A 15,733-nucleotide genomic window follows, 5' to 3' on the forward strand; every position below is an offset into this window, starting at 1 on the left:
CGCCTCAGAACGCCATCGAGGTACTGAACATCAGCTGCCGTGGCGCGCTGCGCTGCAGGGTCTGGTAATCCCCCGAGAACGACGAGCCGGCAATGGTGGCGGTGCCGATGTTGTGGCGGTTGAACAGGTTGCTCACGTCCAGCCGCAGCTCCAGGCCGGGCACCGCGCTGTCGGCACCGAAGCGGTAGGCGGCATAGGTGTTGACCTGCCAGAACGTCGGCACGCGGATGTCGTTCTCGTAGGTGAAGGGCTGGCGCAGGTAGGAGGTGCTGGTGGCGCCAAAACGCCAGTCACCGAAATGCGCTGACAGGTCGCTGACCAGCGAGATCTGCGGGTAGCCCGGCTGCGCGTTGCCCTTGATCGGGTACACCGTGTCGCCCACCACGAAATCGCTGTCGTAGTACGAACGGGCCACGGCCACGCCCTGGTAGAACTGCAGGTGGTCAGTCAGGTCGGCGGTGATGCCGAGGTCGGCACCGATCACGTGCATCTTCGGCATCAGCCGCACGGTGTTGATCTGTGCGAACTGGGTGCCGATGGCGGCCGACAGCAGTCGGTTGCGGATGTCGTTGTAGAACACGTCGCCGGTGATCGTCAGCCGGTCGAAGCGATGCGATGCGCCCACGGTGAGGTTCCAGTTCTTCTCCGGGCGCAGCGTGCCGGCCACGCGGTCGAACTCCTCCTGGTCGGTGATGGTCCACGCCGAGGCGGTGTAGCCGATGTTGCCGCGCTGGGCCACGCGATAGCCGTTCATGGTATTGGCCAGGTCGATGAAGGCATCGGTGGATTCGGTCGGGCTCCAGAACAGCGAGACGTGCGGCAGGAAGTTGCTCTTCGCGCGCAGCGTGCCGTTCACCGGCCGGTCCTTGGCGTCACCGAGGCCGCCGCCGCGGGTGCGGAAGTCCACGGCCTTGAAGCCGACACCCAGCTTCAGCGTGTCGTTCAGCACGATGTCGTCCTGCAGGTAGAACTGGCGCGAGCGGGTCACCCAGCTCGATGCGTTGTCGGTCTTGAACGCGGGGCCGTACACATCGAACGGACCGGTGGCCTTCAGCGGCGGGCCCTCGCCCAGCAGCGGCTGCTGGTACCACTCGGTCTTGGCGGCGGCCTTGCTCTTCTCCTGCCAGAAGCCGGCGGTGACGGTGTGCGCGCCGGTCTCGAACTGCAGGTTGACCATGCCGCCCAGCCGGTTGAGGCGCGGGGTCTGCACCTGTTCGGAGAACGGCGCGCCGTTGGGCGACGGCACGTTCGGGTCGGTCAGCGTGGCCTGGGTGTGGCTGTTGGCGTTGTACAGCTGCACGTTGCCGCTCAGCGCCGGACTGATCTGGAAGCGGTGGTTGATCGAGGACACGCGGTCACGCGTGCTCTGGCCGGTGTCGTAGGGAATAAGCCCGGACAGTTCACCACAGGTATAGGCGCCGCAGGATTTGTCTGCGTTCTCCGGCGAGGCCACGTAATACGCCCAGGCGTAGTCCGGGTAGAAGATGTCGGCCTTCCAGCCCAGCTTGCGGATCATGTCGAAGGAAATGTTGTTGTAACCCCAGACCTTGGCCTTGCTGTCGGACAGGAACACGGTGACATCGCCCCAGGCGACGTCCTGCTGCAGCTTCAGGTCGCCGCGCAGGAAGTTCTGCGTGCCCTCGCCCTGGTACTTGTCGGCGGACACGCGCTGCAGGTCGACCAGCACTTTCGGGCCATGCTCGCCGAGCTGGCCGCTCTGCCCGGATACGGTGGTGACTAGCGTGCTGTTGCTGCCCACGCCCTGCTTCACGCGCAGGCTGGGCGTGTCCTGCAGGTCGCGCAGGCGGTATTCCAAGCTGCCGCCGTTGACGCTGCTGGAGAACACGCTGACCGGTGCGCCACCGGGGCTGACCGTGATCGCGCCGATGCCATCGGGCACGCCCACGTTCACCACGCTGGTGCCGGTAAGCGAGAGGAAGCCGTTGTCATTCAGCGGCACGCCTTCGAAGGTGATGCCCATTTCGTTCATGCGGAAGCCGCGCACGAACAGGCTGGTGGCGGAGATATCCAGGCCCAGCCCATCGGTGGCGGTATAGCTCGCGCCCGGCACCTGCTTCAGCATGGCCAGGCCATTGTTGCCGGTGACCATCGCGTCGAGGTCCTCGGCCTTGATGATGTAGCGGTTGGGACCGACCACCTGGGTCGGTGCCACGGCCGCGCCGCGCGGCGTGGCGATGACCTGCAGGGCGTTGAGCGTGGTGGGCGTGTCGAGCGCGGCGTCCTGCGTTTCTGCAGCGTACGCAGGTGCGGTGATGGCCGCGATGATGGCCAGGGCGAGGCGCGTCGTGGGTGGGGTGTTCATGGCAGTAGATCCAGGGTGCAGGGAGAGAGCCGCGCAGGCGCACGCCCAGCGCGTTGCAGCGCCGGTGTCGGCGCCCTGGCTGGCGGTGCGATTGCGTTGAGAGAGCGACGGCGCGGTGCGCGCCGGTCAGCAGAGGAAGACGATCATCTGCCGCAGGATTCGATGGCGTGATTTCGACGTGCGAAATTCTTGCATCGCGCTGCCGCATCCGCCATTGCGCGGTGGTACAGCGCCGATGGCGGTGGGGATGGGTGGGCTATACGTGGGTATAGACCCAGGTCGGCGCTGGCCGCCTGCGTGTGCCAACCAAGGTTGGCAGCTACCAGAGCATAGAGACGCGCGGCTACTGCAGGACGAAACGCTCGATCGCGCGCGCCACGCCTTCGTCGGCATTGCTGCTGGTCTCAAACCGCGCCACCGCCTTCACCGCGTCGATGGCATTGCCCATCGCCACGCTGGTGCCGGCGTACTGCAGCATGGTCAGGTCGTTTTCCTGGTCGCCGATGGCCATCACGTTGGCGCGGTCGATGCCCAGGTGCTCGGCCAGTCTTTGCAGGCTCGGCCCCTTGCCCGCGCGGTGGTCGAACACTTCCAGGAAGAACGGTGCGCTCTTCAATACCGCGAAGCGCTCGGTCAGCGCGCTGGGCAGGCGCGCGATGGCAGCGTCCAGCACCTCGGGTTCGTCGATCATCATCAGCTTGATGAAGGACATCGACGGGTCCATGTCTTCCACGCGGCGATACGACAGTGGCATCCGCGAAAGATGCGAGTCGGCCACGGTGTAGTAGCTGATGTCCTGGTTGGGCGTGTACATGCGCTGGCTGTCCAGCGCCTGGAAGTGCACGCCCAGGTCGCGGGCCACCTGCTCGCAGAACAGGAAATCGTCGAAGCTGAGCGGATACTCGACCACGGTTTCGCGCGTGCCGATGCGCTGCACCAGGCCGCCATTGCAGGCGATGCAGTAGTCGTCGTTGCCGGTGATGCCGAGCTCGTGCAGGTACGGCGCCAGACCCGGAACCGGGCGGCCACTGGTCAGCACGATGTGCACGCCCAGTGCGCGCGCCTGCGCGATGGCCTTCCTGGCGCGGGGGGTGAGCTGGTGCGACGGGTCCAGCAGCGTGCCATCCATGTCGATGGCGACCAGTTCGATGGTCGATTGCCTGCGGCCCATGTCCATTGCGTTCAACTCGTGCGGGGCACGCCAGTTTACCCCCTCATGCCCGGTTCACCTCTTTGCCCACGTTGGCCGGGATACTGCAGGAGCCTGTGCGTCCCCCACCGCAGGACGGCCCGCTGACCGCCCTTCCCTGGAGAACCTTGCGACGCATGACCTACCGTGCCCCCGAAACCAACGACAGTGCGCCCCTGGCCCAGCAGATCGAGCAGATGATCGAAGAGCTGCCCGGCGACCAGGTGAGCGTCGGCACCCTGCTCAGCGCGCTGGGCGATGAGGGCCTGCTGCTGATCGTGATCCTGCTCTCGGCCATCTTCATCATTCCGGTGTCGATTCCTGGGCTGAGCACGGTGTTTGGCGCCTCGATCCTGCTGATCGGCCTGAGCCGGGTGCGCAACCGCCCGCTGTGGGTGCCGCAGAAGCTGGCGCGCCGCGGGATCGCCACCGAAAAGCTGAAGGCCAACCTGGGCCGTGCGCTGAAATGGGTGCACCGCATGGAGCGGCTGTCGCGGCCGATGCGGCTGGCGGTGATGGTGCGCTCGAAGAAGATGATGCGCCTGAACAACCTGATGCTGGTGTTCGCGACCCTGCTGCTGATGGCGCCGGCCGGGCCGATTCCCTTCAGCAACACGCTGCCGGCGCTGGCGCTGATGTCGTTTGCGATTGGCTTCATCCAGCGCGATGGTGCGGCGGTGGCAGCCGGCTACGGCTTCGTGGTGGCCACGGTGGTGTACTTCGGCGTGCTGCTGGGCGGCGTGGGATTTGCCGCCGAATCGGTGTTCAGCGGGTTCCGCAGCAGTACCGCCGAACTGTAGAGCCGAGCCCATGCTCGGCTGCTGTTCGCTCGGTGCACGGAAACCCGCGCGCTGCGCGCGTAAGCCGAGCATGGGCTCGGCTCTACAAAGGCCGGATCCACAGCAGTCGAGCGTGGCTCGACGCTACACAGCTATTTCGCCGACACCCGCCACACCACGTCGCCCACGTCGTCGGCCACCAGCAGTGCGCCCTCGGCATCCATCGCCATGCCCACCGGCGCACCCATCAGGGTCTTCTCGTCCTTCGAGGTGAAGCCGCTGACCACGGTCTGCGGCCGCCCGGTCGGCTTGCCGTCCTTGAACGGTACGTAGACCACTTCGTAGCCACTCAGTGGCGAGCGGTCCCAGCTGCCGTGCTCGCCGATGAAGGCGCCGCCGTGGTACTGCGCCGGCAGTGCCTGGCCGGTGTAGAACAACAGGCCCAGCGGTGCCACGTGCGAGCCGATGGCATAGTCCGGCACGATCGCCTTGGCCACCAGGTCCGGCCGCTGCGGCTGCACGCGCTCGTCCACGTGCTGGCCGTAGTAGCTGTAGGGCCAGCCGTAGAAGCCATCTTCCTTCACCGAGGTGAGGTAATCCGGCACCAGGTCGGCACCGATCTCATCACGCTCGTTGGCCACGGCCCACAGCTGGCCAGTGCTCGGCTCCCAGTCCAGCCCGGTCGGGTTGCGGATGCCCGACGCGAAGATGCGGCTGCCACGGGTGGCTACGTCCACCTCCAGCACGACCGCGCGGCGGTATTCGACGGCCAGGCCATTTTCAGTAATGTTGCTGTTGGAGCCGACGCCCACGTACAGCTTGCTGCCATCGCGGCTGGCCAGCAGTTCCTTGGTCCAGTGGTGGTTGATGGTGCTGGGCAGGTCGGTGAACTCGCGGCCCTTGTCGGACATGCGGGTTTCGCCGGGCACGTAGTGGTACTGCATGATGTTGCCGGTGTTGGCCACATACAGCGTGTCACCGATCAGCTGGATGCCGAATGGCGAATGCAGGCCCTCGATGTAGACGTGCTGGGTCCAGGTGTTGGTGCCCGGCGAGCGGCGCAGCAGCGTGACGCGATTGCCGCCCTTGCCGGCCTTGCCCGAGCGCGCCTTCACCTTGCCGGCGATCCACTGCTTGGGTGTGGTGACCGGCTCTTCGCCGGGGCCATTGCCTTCCACCACCAGTACATCGCCGTTGGGCAGGGTCAGCAGCCGGCGCGGGTGCTGCAGGTTGGCGGCGATGCGCTCGATCTTCAGGCCTTCGGCCACCGTGGGGGCCTGGCCGTCGGCCCAGCCCACGCCCTTGGGCACCTGCATCGGCGGCATCAGGAAGTTGGCCGGCTTGGGCAGTGGCGGCTGCGGTCCCGACTGGTCGGCCGGATGGTATTCGGCCTTGCCGGCGCAGGCCGACAGGGTGACGGCCAGTGCCAGCGCGGCCACGGTGGGCAGGATGTGCTTAGCCATGACGACCTCCCTGCAGCACCGGTGGCTGCAATGACAACAGGATCAGGCCCAGGGCGATCAGGGCCACGGTCAGCGCCGACAGGATCGTGCCCGGCACAGCAACGGCATACGCATCGCGGCTGTGCACGAAGGCGTTCCAGATGGCCAGCACCACCGCGACCAGGTTGAGGAAGAAGTCGATGCGGTCGATGCGGGTGGCCGTGCCGTTGCGGCGCCAGACCGCGAACAGGTTGATCAGGCGCGGCACGATGGCGATCAGCAGGCCGAACGTGATCAGCCAAGCGGCGGCCTTGCCCCACATCACCTCGGCGCTGTTGAGATAGATCGCGTCGAAGATTAGTGCACCGACGAAGAAGCCGAAGGGTATCGGGTTCAACAGGCTGAACAGCGTGGTGCCGAGGCCGCGATGGGCCTGGGCGAGCGGATTGACCATCATCGTGCTCCGTGCGGAAGGGTGCACGGACTGTAGTAGCACAGCGCGATGTGAGGGCGCGCGATGATGCCCCGGCGGCGCTGCCACACCCGCCGGGAGGGGACCGCGTTACGCGGGTTCGTCCTCGCGCACCTCGTGGAAGGGCAGCATCGTCTCGAAGCCAAATTCGTGTTCCATGCTGGTGCGGACCAGGCCGCCGATGGCGTAGCGGCTGGTGTTTGCATGCACGTCTATGCCACCGTGCCGCCACTCGGTGCGCAGATGCAGCGTCTCTGCGCGTCGCATGACGATCCGTTCCTCCTGCAGCAGCGCGCGACGGTGTTTCTTCATCAACAGCCGCAGCGGTTTCACCATGGTGATGCCGAATGCGGCCAGCTCGGGCAGCAACTCGCTGATATCGGCATCGTCGCCATAGTCGTGGCTGCGCGTATGCACGGATAGCACCACCTTGCGGATGGCGGCAACCGAGAGCGGGGTCTGGTCTGCGCGCGCACGTGCACGCTGGCGTTCCTTCTTCATGTGTCTTCACCTGCATGTGATTACCCGAGTTTCCCGCACCCGAAGCAAGCGCGCGAAGATGGCGTGAAGGCATTCGCGCGCCCTGTCATAACCTGACGTACTAAGTGTTTGTGACGCAATTTGCATATTCGTACATTGCGGATGTGAAGAGGTAGGGGGTTCTCCGTTGTGTCGCGTTTGGCTCGTTGCGATGGGGCAGTTCCGCCCCGCCGTCCTGCCATGCCGATTCACAACAGAAGGATTCGTGTATGAAGCGACACACGCAACGCTCCGCGCCACCGCGCTCTGCGCGCCTGGCCCTTGCCACTGCCCTGGTGCTGGGCAGCCTGGCCGCCACCGCGCAGGCCCAACAGGCCGATCCGCTGGCGGGTATCCAGTGGCACCTGCTCAACACCGGGCAGACCGTCCCGGCCGACACCCTGCCGGTGGCCGGCAACGACCTGAACGTGGATGGCCTGTTCCGCAACGGCATCCGTGGCCAGGGTGTCACCATCGCCATCGTCGATGATGGCCTGCAGATCGCGCATCCGGACCTGGCGGCCAACGTGGCGGCGGTGGCCGGCAAGAACTTCACCAACGGCTCGAACAACCCCACCCCGACCAACCCGGACGTCGACAACCACGGCACCATGGTCGGCGGCATTGCTGGCGCGGTGGGCGCCAACAACCTGGGCGTACGTGGTGTGGCCCCGGCGGCGACGCTGAAGGGCTTCAACCCGATTTCGCGCTCAGCCCTGGGCAACCAGCAGAGCAACATCGAGTACGCCTGGTGGGACGGCGCGGAATCGGCCGACGTGCAGGTGTTCAACAACAGCTGGGGCGCCGGCCCGGGCAATCCGAACCTGCCGCTGGCGTACAGCGAAAACACGATTCGTTCGTACGAGCAGGCACTGTCGGGTACGCGCGGTGGCCGCGGCGGCATCTACGTGAAGTCGGCGGGCAACAACTTCAACAATGCCTCGATCAGCCAGACCCAGGATGTCTGCACCACCGACACCAAGAACCGCAACACCGGCTGCGTGCCGGCCGGACGCGATCCGCGCAACAACCTGTTCAACGTGATCACGGTAGGCGCGGTGCGTGCCGATGGCGTGCGCTCGTCGTATTCCTCCACCGGCTCGGCGCTGTGGGTGTCGGCCTTCGGCGGCGAATACGGCCTGCAGGCCCAGTACGCCCCCGGCCTGGTGGCACGCGCCTACGACCCGGCCATCGTCACCACCGACGTGACCGGGTGCGCGCAGGGCAGCAACAAGAACACCAACCGTCAGAACACGCTGGACAGCAACCTGTCGGCCATCGACAGCACCTGCAACTACACCGCCAAGATGAACGGCACCTCGGCGTCAGCGCCGATGGTCTCGGGCGTGGCGGCACTGGTGCTGGAAGCCAATCCGAACCTGTCCTATCGCGATGTGAAGTACATCCTGGCCACCACCGCCACCCGCAACCACCCGAACCAGCCGGCGGTGACGCTGGCCGACGGGCGCACGCTGGTGCCGGGCTGGACGGTGAATGCTGCCGGCCGTGCCTACAGCAACTGGTATGGCTTCGGCGTGGTCAACGCTGCACGCGCGGTGCAGGTGGCCGAGAACTTCCAGTCGCTCGGTGCGCTGGTCGACAGCGGCTGGCGCAACACCACGCGTACCGTGGCCATCGGCAACACCTCGGCCGCCGCTGCACGCCTGACCTTCCAGTTGGCCAACGGCGCGCGCAACATCGAAAGCGTGCAGCTGGGCTTCCGGGTCAACCACCGCAACACGCGCCAGCTGCAGTTCGTGCTGGTGTCACCCAGCGGTACCCGCAGCGTGGTGCAACCGGCGTTCACCGCGATCGGTTCGGGCACGGGTGGCGCGCAGAGCAACTTCACCAGCTGGGACCTGCTGTCCAGCAATGCCTTCCTGGATGAGAACGCCACGGGCACCTGGACGCTGGAAGTGACCGACATGGGGCAGGCCGCGACCGCTGCATCGCGTGGCAACCTCGAATTCTTCAAGATCCGCGTTCTGGGGCACTGATGATGAAGACCACCATTCTGTTGAGCACGCTCGCCTTCGCGGCGATGACCTTCCCTGCCTGGGCACAGAGCTCGGGGCAGACTCCTCCGGCCAGGACCCTGTCGACCGTGGATGCTCAGGAACTGAAGGCGTCCGCTACCGGCCGCTCGTTCGATGTGGGCGGCACGCGTTTCCAGCTGTCGCCCTCGGCAACGGTAAAGCAGGCCAGCGGCGGCCAGTTCACGATCACCCCGCAGGCGGCGGCGACCACCAGCTCGCGTACCAAGCGTTCGCTGGATGGCGCCGCGGCGGCGCCTGCTGATGCCGGTGCCGGCAAGTTCGCGGCGGCGGTCTCCCGTGACGGAGCGCCGGTGGTGGCGACCTCGCGGGTCAAGGTGTTCTTCACCGATGCAGCATCGGCCCAGCGCGCGGCTACGGCCACCGGTGGCACCGTGGTGAAGGTCTCCAAGGCGTCGGGCCAGGCGATCGTGGAGTACCCGTCGGTGAACGCGGCGCTGGATGCGAGCACCAAGCTGCTGTCCACCGCCGGTATCCGCGCCACCGAGCCGGACGTGGTGCAGTGGGAAGAGACCAAGTAAGGCGTTGAGCGGTGCCCCGGCCGGCTGGCTCTCCTGGCCGGCCGGGGATTGGTGTGGGGGTGTGCCGACCAACGGTCGACACCTGCCGGGGCCGTGCGCGTGTAGAGCCGAGCCGATGCTCGGCTGCTGTCTACGGGGTGCCGCAGGCGCGGTGCGCGCGGCGCCGAGCATGGGCTCGGCTCTACAGCTGTGCCAACCAAGGCTGGCATCTACCAGGAGCAGATTCGGACGTGCCAACCAAGGTTGGCACCCACCGGCGTTACCGCGCGGCCAGTGTGCCGCTGTGCTTGAGGTGGCAGCTGGCCAGCGCGTCGTTGCCGGCGGCCGGGTGGCCGGGCTCGAGCAGCAGGCGCTGCACGTCCGAGAACAGCTTTTCCACCGGCATGCCGTACGGCGCGAACAGGCGCAGGCGGCCCTGGCGGTCGAACACGTAGCCACCGGCAATGTGGCTCATGGTGTAGGTATCCGGTACCTGGCCGGGCTCTTTCTGGTAGAACGCCTTGAAGTCGCTGGCCATCGCGGCCAGCTGCGCATCGTTGCCAACCAGCGCGATTGCCTTGGGATCGAACGCTTCCACATAGGTGCGCGCGACCTCGGGCGTGTCGCGGGCCGGGTCGACGCTGACGAACACGACCTGCAGCTGATCGGCATCCTTGCCCATCAGGTGCTTGACTTGGCTCAGCTCGACCATCGTGGTCGGGCACACGTCCGGGCAGCTGGTGAAACCGAAGAACAGGTAGGTCACCTGCCCCTGCAGGTCCTTCGGGCCGCGCACGGTGCCGCGGCTGTCGGGCATCGACCACTGCTGGCCAAGTTCTTCGCAGGCGATGTCCTTCGCATAGAAGTCCATGCGCGACTGCGCGCTGCAGCCGGCCAGCAGGCCGAGCAGCAGGCCTGCGGCCAGGCGCAGGCCACGATGGGGGAACGCAATGCCTTTCACGGTTCGCAGGCTCAGTTGATCATCATGTGGTAGTGCATGCTCCAGATGATCCAGACCGACAACGCGACGACGATGAACAGGATCACCAGGGTGAACACGAAGCTGGCCAGGTTCCAGCCACCTTCGGACTTGCGGTCCATGTGCAGGAAATAGACCAGCTGCACCAGGATCTGCGCCACTGCGAAGCCGACCAGCAGGAACAGCGTGAGCGGCCGCGACAGCACCGGATTCATCACCAGTGCGAACGGCACCACGGTCAGCAGCGCGCACAGCACGAAGCCGATCAGGTAGGACTTGGTGGAGCCGTGCGCATTGCCGGCGCGCGAGGTTTCGACGTGGGCCATGTCAGAAGGCTCCGATCAGGTAGACGAAGGTGAAGACGCAGATCCACACCAGGTCCAGGAAGTGCCAGAACAGGCTCAGGCACGACACGCGGGTGATGTTGGTCGGGGTCAGGCCACGGCGGTAGACCTGGTGCATGACCACCGCCATCCAGATCAGGCCGCTGGCCACGTGCAGGCCGTGGGTGGCGACCAGCGCGAAGAACGCCGACAGGTAGGCACTGGTGCTCGGGCCCGCGCCTTCGTGGATCAGGTGCGAGAACTCGTAGATCTCCATGCCGATGAACGAGGCACCGAGCACGAAAGTCACGCCCAGCCAGCGCAGCACCGCCGAGGCATCGTGGCGATGCATGGCCAGCACGGCCTGGCCGTAGGTGATGCTGGAGACCAGCAGCAGGAAGGTCTCGGCCATCACGAACGGCAGCGAGAACAGCTCCTTGCCGGTGGGGCCGCCGGCGTAGGCGGTGCTGAGCACCGCGTACGAGGCGAACAGGGAACCGAACAGCACCAAGTCGGACATGAGGTACACCCACATGCCGAACACCTTCATGCCGCCCTGTTCGTGGCCATGGTCGTGCTCGCGGTGGTCCTCGTGCGCCTGCGTGTCGCTGGCCAGCTCCGGGCGGGTCAACAGGTTCATGCGCGTACCTCCTTCAGCTTGGCAAGGTTGGCCGCTTCGGTGCGCGCCACCTCTTCGGAACTGACGTAGTAATCCACGTCCTCGTCGTAGGACCGCACGATCAGGGTCACGATCATCGCGATGAAGCTGGCTGCGGCCATCCACCAGATGTGCCAGACCAGGGCGAAGCACAGCACCAGGATCCAGATGTTGAGGATCAGCGGCACGCCGGTGTTCTTCGGCATGTGGATCGGGGCGTACGTCTTCGGCGGCGGCGGCAGGCCGCGCTTCTTCGCTTCGTGGAAGGCATCCAGCTCATCGGCCTTGGGCACCACGGCGAAGTTGTAGAACGGCGGCGGCGACGGCGTGGCCCATTCCAGCGTGCGTGCGTTCCACGGGTCGCCGGTCAGGTCCAGGTTGCGCTTGCGGTCGCGCACGCTCACGTAGATCTGCACCAGCATCAGGATGATGCCCGCGAACACGAACAGTGCACCGATGAAGGCGGCGATCAGGTACGGCGTCCACGCCGGGTTGTCGTACTGGTTCATGCGGCGGGTCATGCCCATGAAGCCCAGCATGTACAGCGGCATGAAGGCCAGGTAGAAGCCGATCACCCAGCAGGCGAACGACCACTTGCCCAGGCGCTCGTTGAGGGTGAAGCCGAACACCTTCGGGAACCAGTAGGCGAAGCCGGCCAGGTAGCCGAACAGCGCGCCGCCGATGATGGTGTTATGGAAGTGGGCGACCAGGAACAGGCTGTTGTGCAGCAGGAAGTCCGCGCCCGGGATGGCCAGCAGCACGCCGGTCATGCCACCGATGGTGAAGGTGACCAGGAAGGCGATGGTCCACAGCATCGGTACGCTGAACTCGACGCGGCCGCCGTACATGGTGAACAGCCAGGTAAAGATCTTCACGCCGGTGGGGATGGCGATGATCATCGTCATGATGCCGAAGAAGGCATTGACGCTGGCACCCGAGCCCATGGTGAAGAAGTGGTGCAGCCAGACGATGAACGACAGGATGCCGATCGCCAGCGTGGCGCCCACCATCGACTTGTAGCCGAACAGCTTCTTGCGCGCGAACGTGGCGGTGACTTCAGAGAAGATGCCGAACGCCGGCAGCACCAGGATGTACACCTCCGGGTGGCCCCAGGCCCACACCAGGTTCACGTACATCATCGGGTTGCCACCCAACGTGTTGGTGTAGAAGTTGAAGTCCAGGTAGCGGTCCAGGGTGAGCGCACCCAGCGCCACGGTCAGGATCGGGAAGGCGGCGATGATGATCACGCTGGTGACCAGCACGGTCCAGGTGAACACCGGCATCTTCATCAGGGTCATGCCCGGCGCACGCATGCGCAGGATGGTGATGAACAGGTTGACGCCGGTCAGCAATGTGCCGATGCCCGAGGCCTGCAACGCCCAGATGTAGTAGTCCACGCCTACGCCCGGACTGAACTCGATGCCCGACAGCGGCGGATAGGCGACCCAGCCGGTCATGGCGAATTCGCCAACGCCCAGCGAGATCATCATCAGCGCAGCGCCAACCACGAAGATCCAGAAGCTGAAGGCGTTGAGGAACGGGAACGCCATGTCGCGTGCGCCGATCTGCAGCGGCACGATGATGTTCATCAGGCCGACCACGAACGGGGTGGCCACGAAGAAGATCATGATCACGCCATGCGCGGTGAAGATCTGGTCGTAGTGCTCCGGTGGCAGGAAGCCATCACTGCCTGGCCCGGCCGCGGCCAACTGCGCGCGCATCATCAGCGCGTCGGCGAAGCCACGCACCAGCATGACCAGCGCCACTACCACGTACATGATGCCGATCTTCTTGTGGTCCACGGTGGTGAACCAGTCGCGCCAGAGCACGCCCCATAGCTTGAAGTACGTCACCGCGCCAAGCAGCGCGAGGCCACCCAGCACCATGGCCGCCAGCGTGACCACGACGATCGGCTCGTGCAGCGGCACGGCCTCCCACGTCAATTTACCCAACATGTTCGTTACTCCTGGGAAACCTGGGCACCACCGGCAGCACCCGCCGGGGACGCAGCAGCGGTGTTCTCACCGACGCCGATGAACTGGTCGATGACCTTCTTGAACAGCAGCGGTTCGACGCTGGAGAAGTGCTGCACCGGCGCGTTCTTCGACGGTGCGGCCAGCGCCTTGAACTGGTTGAAGTCCAGCGCCTGTGGTGCGCTGCGTACCTCGGCCACCCAGCGCTCGAACTCCTCGTTGCTGCTGGCGGTGGCAATGAACTTCATGTTCGAGAAGCCATGCCCGCTGTAGTTGCCGGACATGCCACGGAACTGGCCGGGCTCGTTGGCGATCAGGTGCAGCTGCGTGCGCATGCCGGCCATCGCGTAGATCTGCCCACCCAGCTGCGGGATGAAGAAGGTATTCATCGTCGAGTTGGAGGTGATGTTGAACGCCAGCGGGCGGTTGGCCGGGAAGTTGAGCTGGTTGACCGTGGCGATGCCCAGGTCCGGGTATACGAACACCCATTTCCAGTCGGTGGCGATCACGTCCACGTGCAGCGGCTCACCGGCCACGTCCAGCGGCTTGTACGGGTCCAGTTCGTGGGTCGACTTCCACACGATCACGGCCAGGCCGGCAATGATCAGCAGCGGCACGCCCCAGACCACGATCTCCACCTTGGTGGAGTGCGACCAGTCCGGCGTGTATTTCGCCTTGGTGTTGCCGGCGCGGAAGCGCCAGGCGAATACGAAGGTCAGCACGATGGCCGGTATCACCACGATCAGCATCAGGCCGATGCAGATCAGGATCAGGTCGCGCTGGGCGAGCCCGACCATGCCCTTCGAATCCAGCAGCACCCAGTCACAGCCCGACAGGCCGACGCAGGCCAGGGCGACCAGCGCCAGGCGGATGCGGTTCCAGCAGATATTCATTGGAGGTCAACCCTGTTGAAGAAGCGCGCTTGACCGGCTCGCCTGCGCGCAGCGCCCGGGCGTGGAGCGGCTACACTGTGGGTACGAGGTCGCCTACAAGAGAGCGATCCACTCCAATCAAGCCCATACAAGATACATCATTGTATGGACTTGTGCATCTGCACGTATGGAAAAACTGACCGATGACGCCACCTGCCGCCGGCCGCCGCCTGAAACACCCCAATCGCACCTGGGTTCGCCCCTTCCGCGAGGGCGCTGGCCCGCTGTACCTGCAGATCGCCCAGCAGGTGCGCGAGGCAGTGGATGACGGCGTGCTGCGTCCGGGCGACCGGCTGCCGCCGCAGCGCGACCTGGCCCAGCAGGTGGGCGTGGACCTGACCACGGTCACCCGGGCCTTTGCCGAGCTGCGCCAGGCTGGCCTGCTGGATGCGCAGGGCGCCGGCGGCACCTTCATCGCGCTGTCGGCCGGCAACCGCAGCACCTCGGTGGACCTGAGCATGAACATCCCGCCGCTGCTGGGCAGCGCGCCGTTCGCACAGGGCATGGAGGCCGGTTTCCAGCACGTGGGCCAGCAGCTGGGCCAGGGCGAACTGATGAGCTACCACGTCGGCGCCGGCACCCGCGAGGACCGCGCCGCCGCCGTGCAGTGGCTGTCACCGGTGCTGGGCACGGTGGGTGCCGACCAGGTGGTGATCTGCCCCGGCGCGCAGACCGCACTGTGCGCACTGATCCTGGCCCGCACCCAGCCGGGCGAGCTGATCGCCGCCGAGCAGCTGACCTACCCGGGCCTGCTGGCCGCCGCGCGCGTGCTGCAGCGGGGCGTGGTGCCAGTGGCGATGGACGCCGAAGGCATGCTGCCCGACGCGCTGGAAGAGGCCTGCCAGCTGCGCCGCCCGCGCCTGCTGTATCTGGTACCGACCATCCAGAACCCGACCACGGCGACGATGTCGGCACAACGCCGGCAGGCCCTGCTGGCGGTTGCCAAGCGCCACGATCTGACCGTGATCGAAGACGATCCCTACTGGTTGCTGGCCGGGGACGCCGCACCGCCGCTGGCCGCCCACCGCGACGCCGGCTGCCCGGTGTATTACATCTCCACCCTGTCCAAGTGCCTGGCACCGGGCCTGCGCACCGCCTACCTGGTGGTGCCGGGCGGCGAACCGATGGAACCGGTGCTGGACGCCCTGCGTGCGATCGCGCTGATGCCGACCCAGTCGATGGTGGCGGTGGCGTCGCAGTGGATCCGCAGCGGCCAGGCCCAGGACATGGTGCAGCGCTTCCAGCAGGAGCTGCGCGAGCGCCAGGCGATTGCCGCGCAGTACCTGCCGTCCCGCGCGCGGGCGCACCCGGCCGGCCTGCACGTATGGCTGCCGCTACCGCCGCGGCTGGACCAGTACCGGCTGATCCAAGCCGCACAGGAACAGGGGCTGGGCATCGCCAGCTCGGACGCCTTCAGCGTGGAGGAACCACCACCGGGCAACGCCATCCGCCTGTCGCTGGGCGGCGCAGTTGACCAGGATGCGCTGGCCGGGGCGCTGGCCAAACTGAACGAGATCCTGTCTGAGGCCCCCGAGGCCCGGCACAACGCCATCGTCTGAACCGGGCGCATGGCGCCGAATCCATACAAGA

At 66.1% G+C, this 15,733-nt stretch carries 14 protein-coding genes; 4 read left to right on the forward strand and 10 right to left on the reverse strand.

What is annotated here, in order from left to right:
• Positions 1 to 4: 4 nt before the first annotated feature.
• Positions 5 to 2,323 (reverse strand): TonB-dependent receptor, encoded by a 2,319-nt coding sequence (locus AC5P56_RS02755; protein ID WP_136191750.1) that lies wholly within the window; start codon positions 2,321 to 2,323, stop codon positions 5 to 7.
• A 343-nt stretch (positions 2,324 to 2,666) separates the two neighbouring features.
• Entirely contained in the window at positions 2,667 to 3,500 is an 834-nt protein-coding gene (gene yidA, locus AC5P56_RS02760; protein ID WP_262216889.1) for a sugar-phosphatase, read from the reverse strand.
• A 149-nt stretch (positions 3,501 to 3,649) separates the two neighbouring features.
• Here yidA and AC5P56_RS02765 point away from each other — a divergent pair, with 149 nt between their 5' ends.
• Positions 3,650 to 4,312: an exopolysaccharide biosynthesis protein gene (locus AC5P56_RS02765; protein ID WP_445391976.1), complete on the forward strand. Its 663-nt coding sequence runs from the start codon at positions 3,650 to 3,652 to the stop codon at positions 4,310 to 4,312.
• Between the two features lie 131 nt (positions 4,313 to 4,443).
• On the opposite strand, the gene AC5P56_RS02770 is transcribed toward AC5P56_RS02765, so the two are convergent.
• From AC5P56_RS02770 to AC5P56_RS02780, 3 genes are all read right to left on the reverse strand, one after another.
• Complete coding sequence (locus tag AC5P56_RS02770; RefSeq protein ID WP_049441987.1) at positions 4,444 to 5,754, reverse strand: PQQ-dependent sugar dehydrogenase; 1,311 nt, start codon at positions 5,752 to 5,754, stop codon at positions 4,444 to 4,446.
• Positions 5,747 to 6,187, reverse strand: coding sequence for a DUF2231 domain-containing protein (locus AC5P56_RS02775; protein WP_041863928.1), 441 nt, complete (start codon positions 6,185 to 6,187; stop codon positions 5,747 to 5,749). Before AC5P56_RS02775 ends, AC5P56_RS02770 begins: the two co-directional genes overlap by 8 nt.
• A 108-nt stretch (positions 6,188 to 6,295) precedes the next feature.
• Positions 6,296 to 6,706, reverse strand: coding sequence for a hypothetical protein (locus AC5P56_RS02780; protein WP_495231448.1), 411 nt, complete (start codon positions 6,704 to 6,706; stop codon positions 6,296 to 6,298).
• 248 nt (positions 6,707 to 6,954) lie between these two features.
• On the opposite strand from AC5P56_RS02780, the gene AC5P56_RS02785 reads away from it, so the two are divergent.
• Together AC5P56_RS02785 and AC5P56_RS02790 are read left to right on the forward strand one after the other, a co-directional pair.
• Positions 6,955 to 8,721 (forward strand): S8 family serine peptidase, encoded by a 1,767-nt coding sequence (locus AC5P56_RS02785; RefSeq protein ID WP_049408020.1) that lies wholly within the window; start codon positions 6,955 to 6,957, stop codon positions 8,719 to 8,721.
• Positions 8,721 to 9,299, forward strand: coding sequence for a hypothetical protein (locus AC5P56_RS02790; RefSeq protein ID WP_032958787.1), 579 nt, complete (start codon positions 8,721 to 8,723; stop codon positions 9,297 to 9,299). The genes AC5P56_RS02785 and AC5P56_RS02790 overlap by 1 nt, the downstream gene beginning before the upstream one ends.
• A gap of 259 nt (positions 9,300 to 9,558) precedes the next feature.
• Here AC5P56_RS02790 and AC5P56_RS02795 read toward each other — a convergent pair whose 3' ends face one another.
• From AC5P56_RS02795 to cyoA, 5 genes are read right to left on the reverse strand one after another with little or no spacing between them, the layout of a single operon-like run.
• Positions 9,559 to 10,239 carry an SCO family protein gene (locus AC5P56_RS02795; protein ID WP_049441993.1) on the reverse strand — a complete coding sequence of 227 codons (681 nt, stop codon included), beginning with the start codon at positions 10,237 to 10,239 and terminating at the stop codon, positions 9,559 to 9,561.
• 11 nt (positions 10,240 to 10,250) lie between these two features.
• Positions 10,251 to 10,583: a cytochrome o ubiquinol oxidase subunit IV gene (gene cyoD / locus AC5P56_RS02800; protein ID WP_006399830.1), complete on the reverse strand. Its 333-nt coding sequence runs from the start codon at positions 10,581 to 10,583 to the stop codon at positions 10,251 to 10,253.
• A gap of 1 nt (position 10,584) precedes the next feature.
• On the reverse strand, positions 10,585 to 11,220 hold the full coding sequence (cyoC, locus tag AC5P56_RS02805) for a cytochrome o ubiquinol oxidase subunit III (RefSeq protein ID WP_080355823.1): 636 nt from the start codon (positions 11,218 to 11,220) through the stop codon (positions 10,585 to 10,587).
• Positions 11,217 to 13,193, reverse strand: a complete 1,977-nt coding sequence (cyoB, locus tag AC5P56_RS02810) for a cytochrome o ubiquinol oxidase subunit I (protein WP_032958781.1) — start codon at positions 13,191 to 13,193, stop codon at positions 11,217 to 11,219. The genes cyoC and cyoB overlap by 4 nt, the downstream gene beginning before the upstream one ends.
• 5 nt (positions 13,194 to 13,198) lie before the next feature.
• Positions 13,199 to 14,104: a ubiquinol oxidase subunit II gene (gene cyoA / locus AC5P56_RS02815; RefSeq protein WP_014648731.1), complete on the reverse strand. Its 906-nt coding sequence runs from the start codon at positions 14,102 to 14,104 to the stop codon at positions 13,199 to 13,201.
• Positions 14,105 to 14,286: 182 nt separating this feature from the next.
• On the opposite strand from cyoA, the gene AC5P56_RS02820 reads away from it, so the two are divergent.
• Positions 14,287 to 15,702, forward strand: a complete 1,416-nt coding sequence (locus AC5P56_RS02820) for an aminotransferase-like domain-containing protein (RefSeq protein WP_142235082.1) — start codon at positions 14,287 to 14,289, stop codon at positions 15,700 to 15,702.
• The last annotated feature ends 31 nt before the right edge of the window (positions 15,703 to 15,733 follow it).

This window comes from Stenotrophomonas sp. YJH_SMC_131, assembly GCF_059367975.1.

Excerpts from the sequence above, each read along its gene's own strand:
- AC5P56_RS02755 (WP_136191750.1), bottom strand. The coding sequence starts at position 2,323 with ATGAACACCCCACCCACGACGCGCCTCGCCCTGGCCATCATCGCGGCC.
- yidA (WP_262216889.1), bottom strand. The coding sequence starts at position 3,500 with ATGGACATGGGCCGCAGGCAATCGACCATCGAACTGGTCGCCATCGAC.
- AC5P56_RS02765 (WP_445391976.1), top strand. The coding sequence starts at position 3,650 with ATGACCTACCGTGCCCCCGAAACCAACGACAGTGCGCCCCTGGCCCAG.
- AC5P56_RS02770 (WP_049441987.1), bottom strand. The coding sequence starts at position 5,754 with ATGGCTAAGCACATCCTGCCCACCGTGGCCGCGCTGGCACTGGCCGTC.
- AC5P56_RS02775 (WP_041863928.1), bottom strand. The coding sequence starts at position 6,187 with ATGGTCAATCCGCTCGCCCAGGCCCATCGCGGCCTCGGCACCACGCTG.
- AC5P56_RS02780 (WP_495231448.1), bottom strand. The coding sequence starts at position 6,706 with ATGAAGAAGGAACGCCAGCGTGCACGTGCGCGCGCAGACCAGACCCCG.
- AC5P56_RS02785 (WP_049408020.1), top strand. The coding sequence starts at position 6,955 with ATGAAGCGACACACGCAACGCTCCGCGCCACCGCGCTCTGCGCGCCTG.
- AC5P56_RS02790 (WP_032958787.1), top strand. The coding sequence starts at position 8,721 with ATGATGAAGACCACCATTCTGTTGAGCACGCTCGCCTTCGCGGCGATG.
- cyoD (WP_006399830.1), bottom strand. The coding sequence starts at position 10,583 with ATGGCCCACGTCGAAACCTCGCGCGCCGGCAATGCGCACGGCTCCACC.
- cyoC (WP_080355823.1), bottom strand. The coding sequence starts at position 11,220 with ATGAACCTGTTGACCCGCCCGGAGCTGGCCAGCGACACGCAGGCGCAC.
- cyoB (WP_032958781.1), bottom strand. The coding sequence starts at position 13,193 with ATGTTGGGTAAATTGACGTGGGAGGCCGTGCCGCTGCACGAGCCGATC.
- cyoA (WP_014648731.1), bottom strand. The coding sequence starts at position 14,104 with ATGAATATCTGCTGGAACCGCATCCGCCTGGCGCTGGTCGCCCTGGCC.
- AC5P56_RS02820 (WP_142235082.1), top strand. The coding sequence starts at position 14,287 with ATGACGCCACCTGCCGCCGGCCGCCGCCTGAAACACCCCAATCGCACC.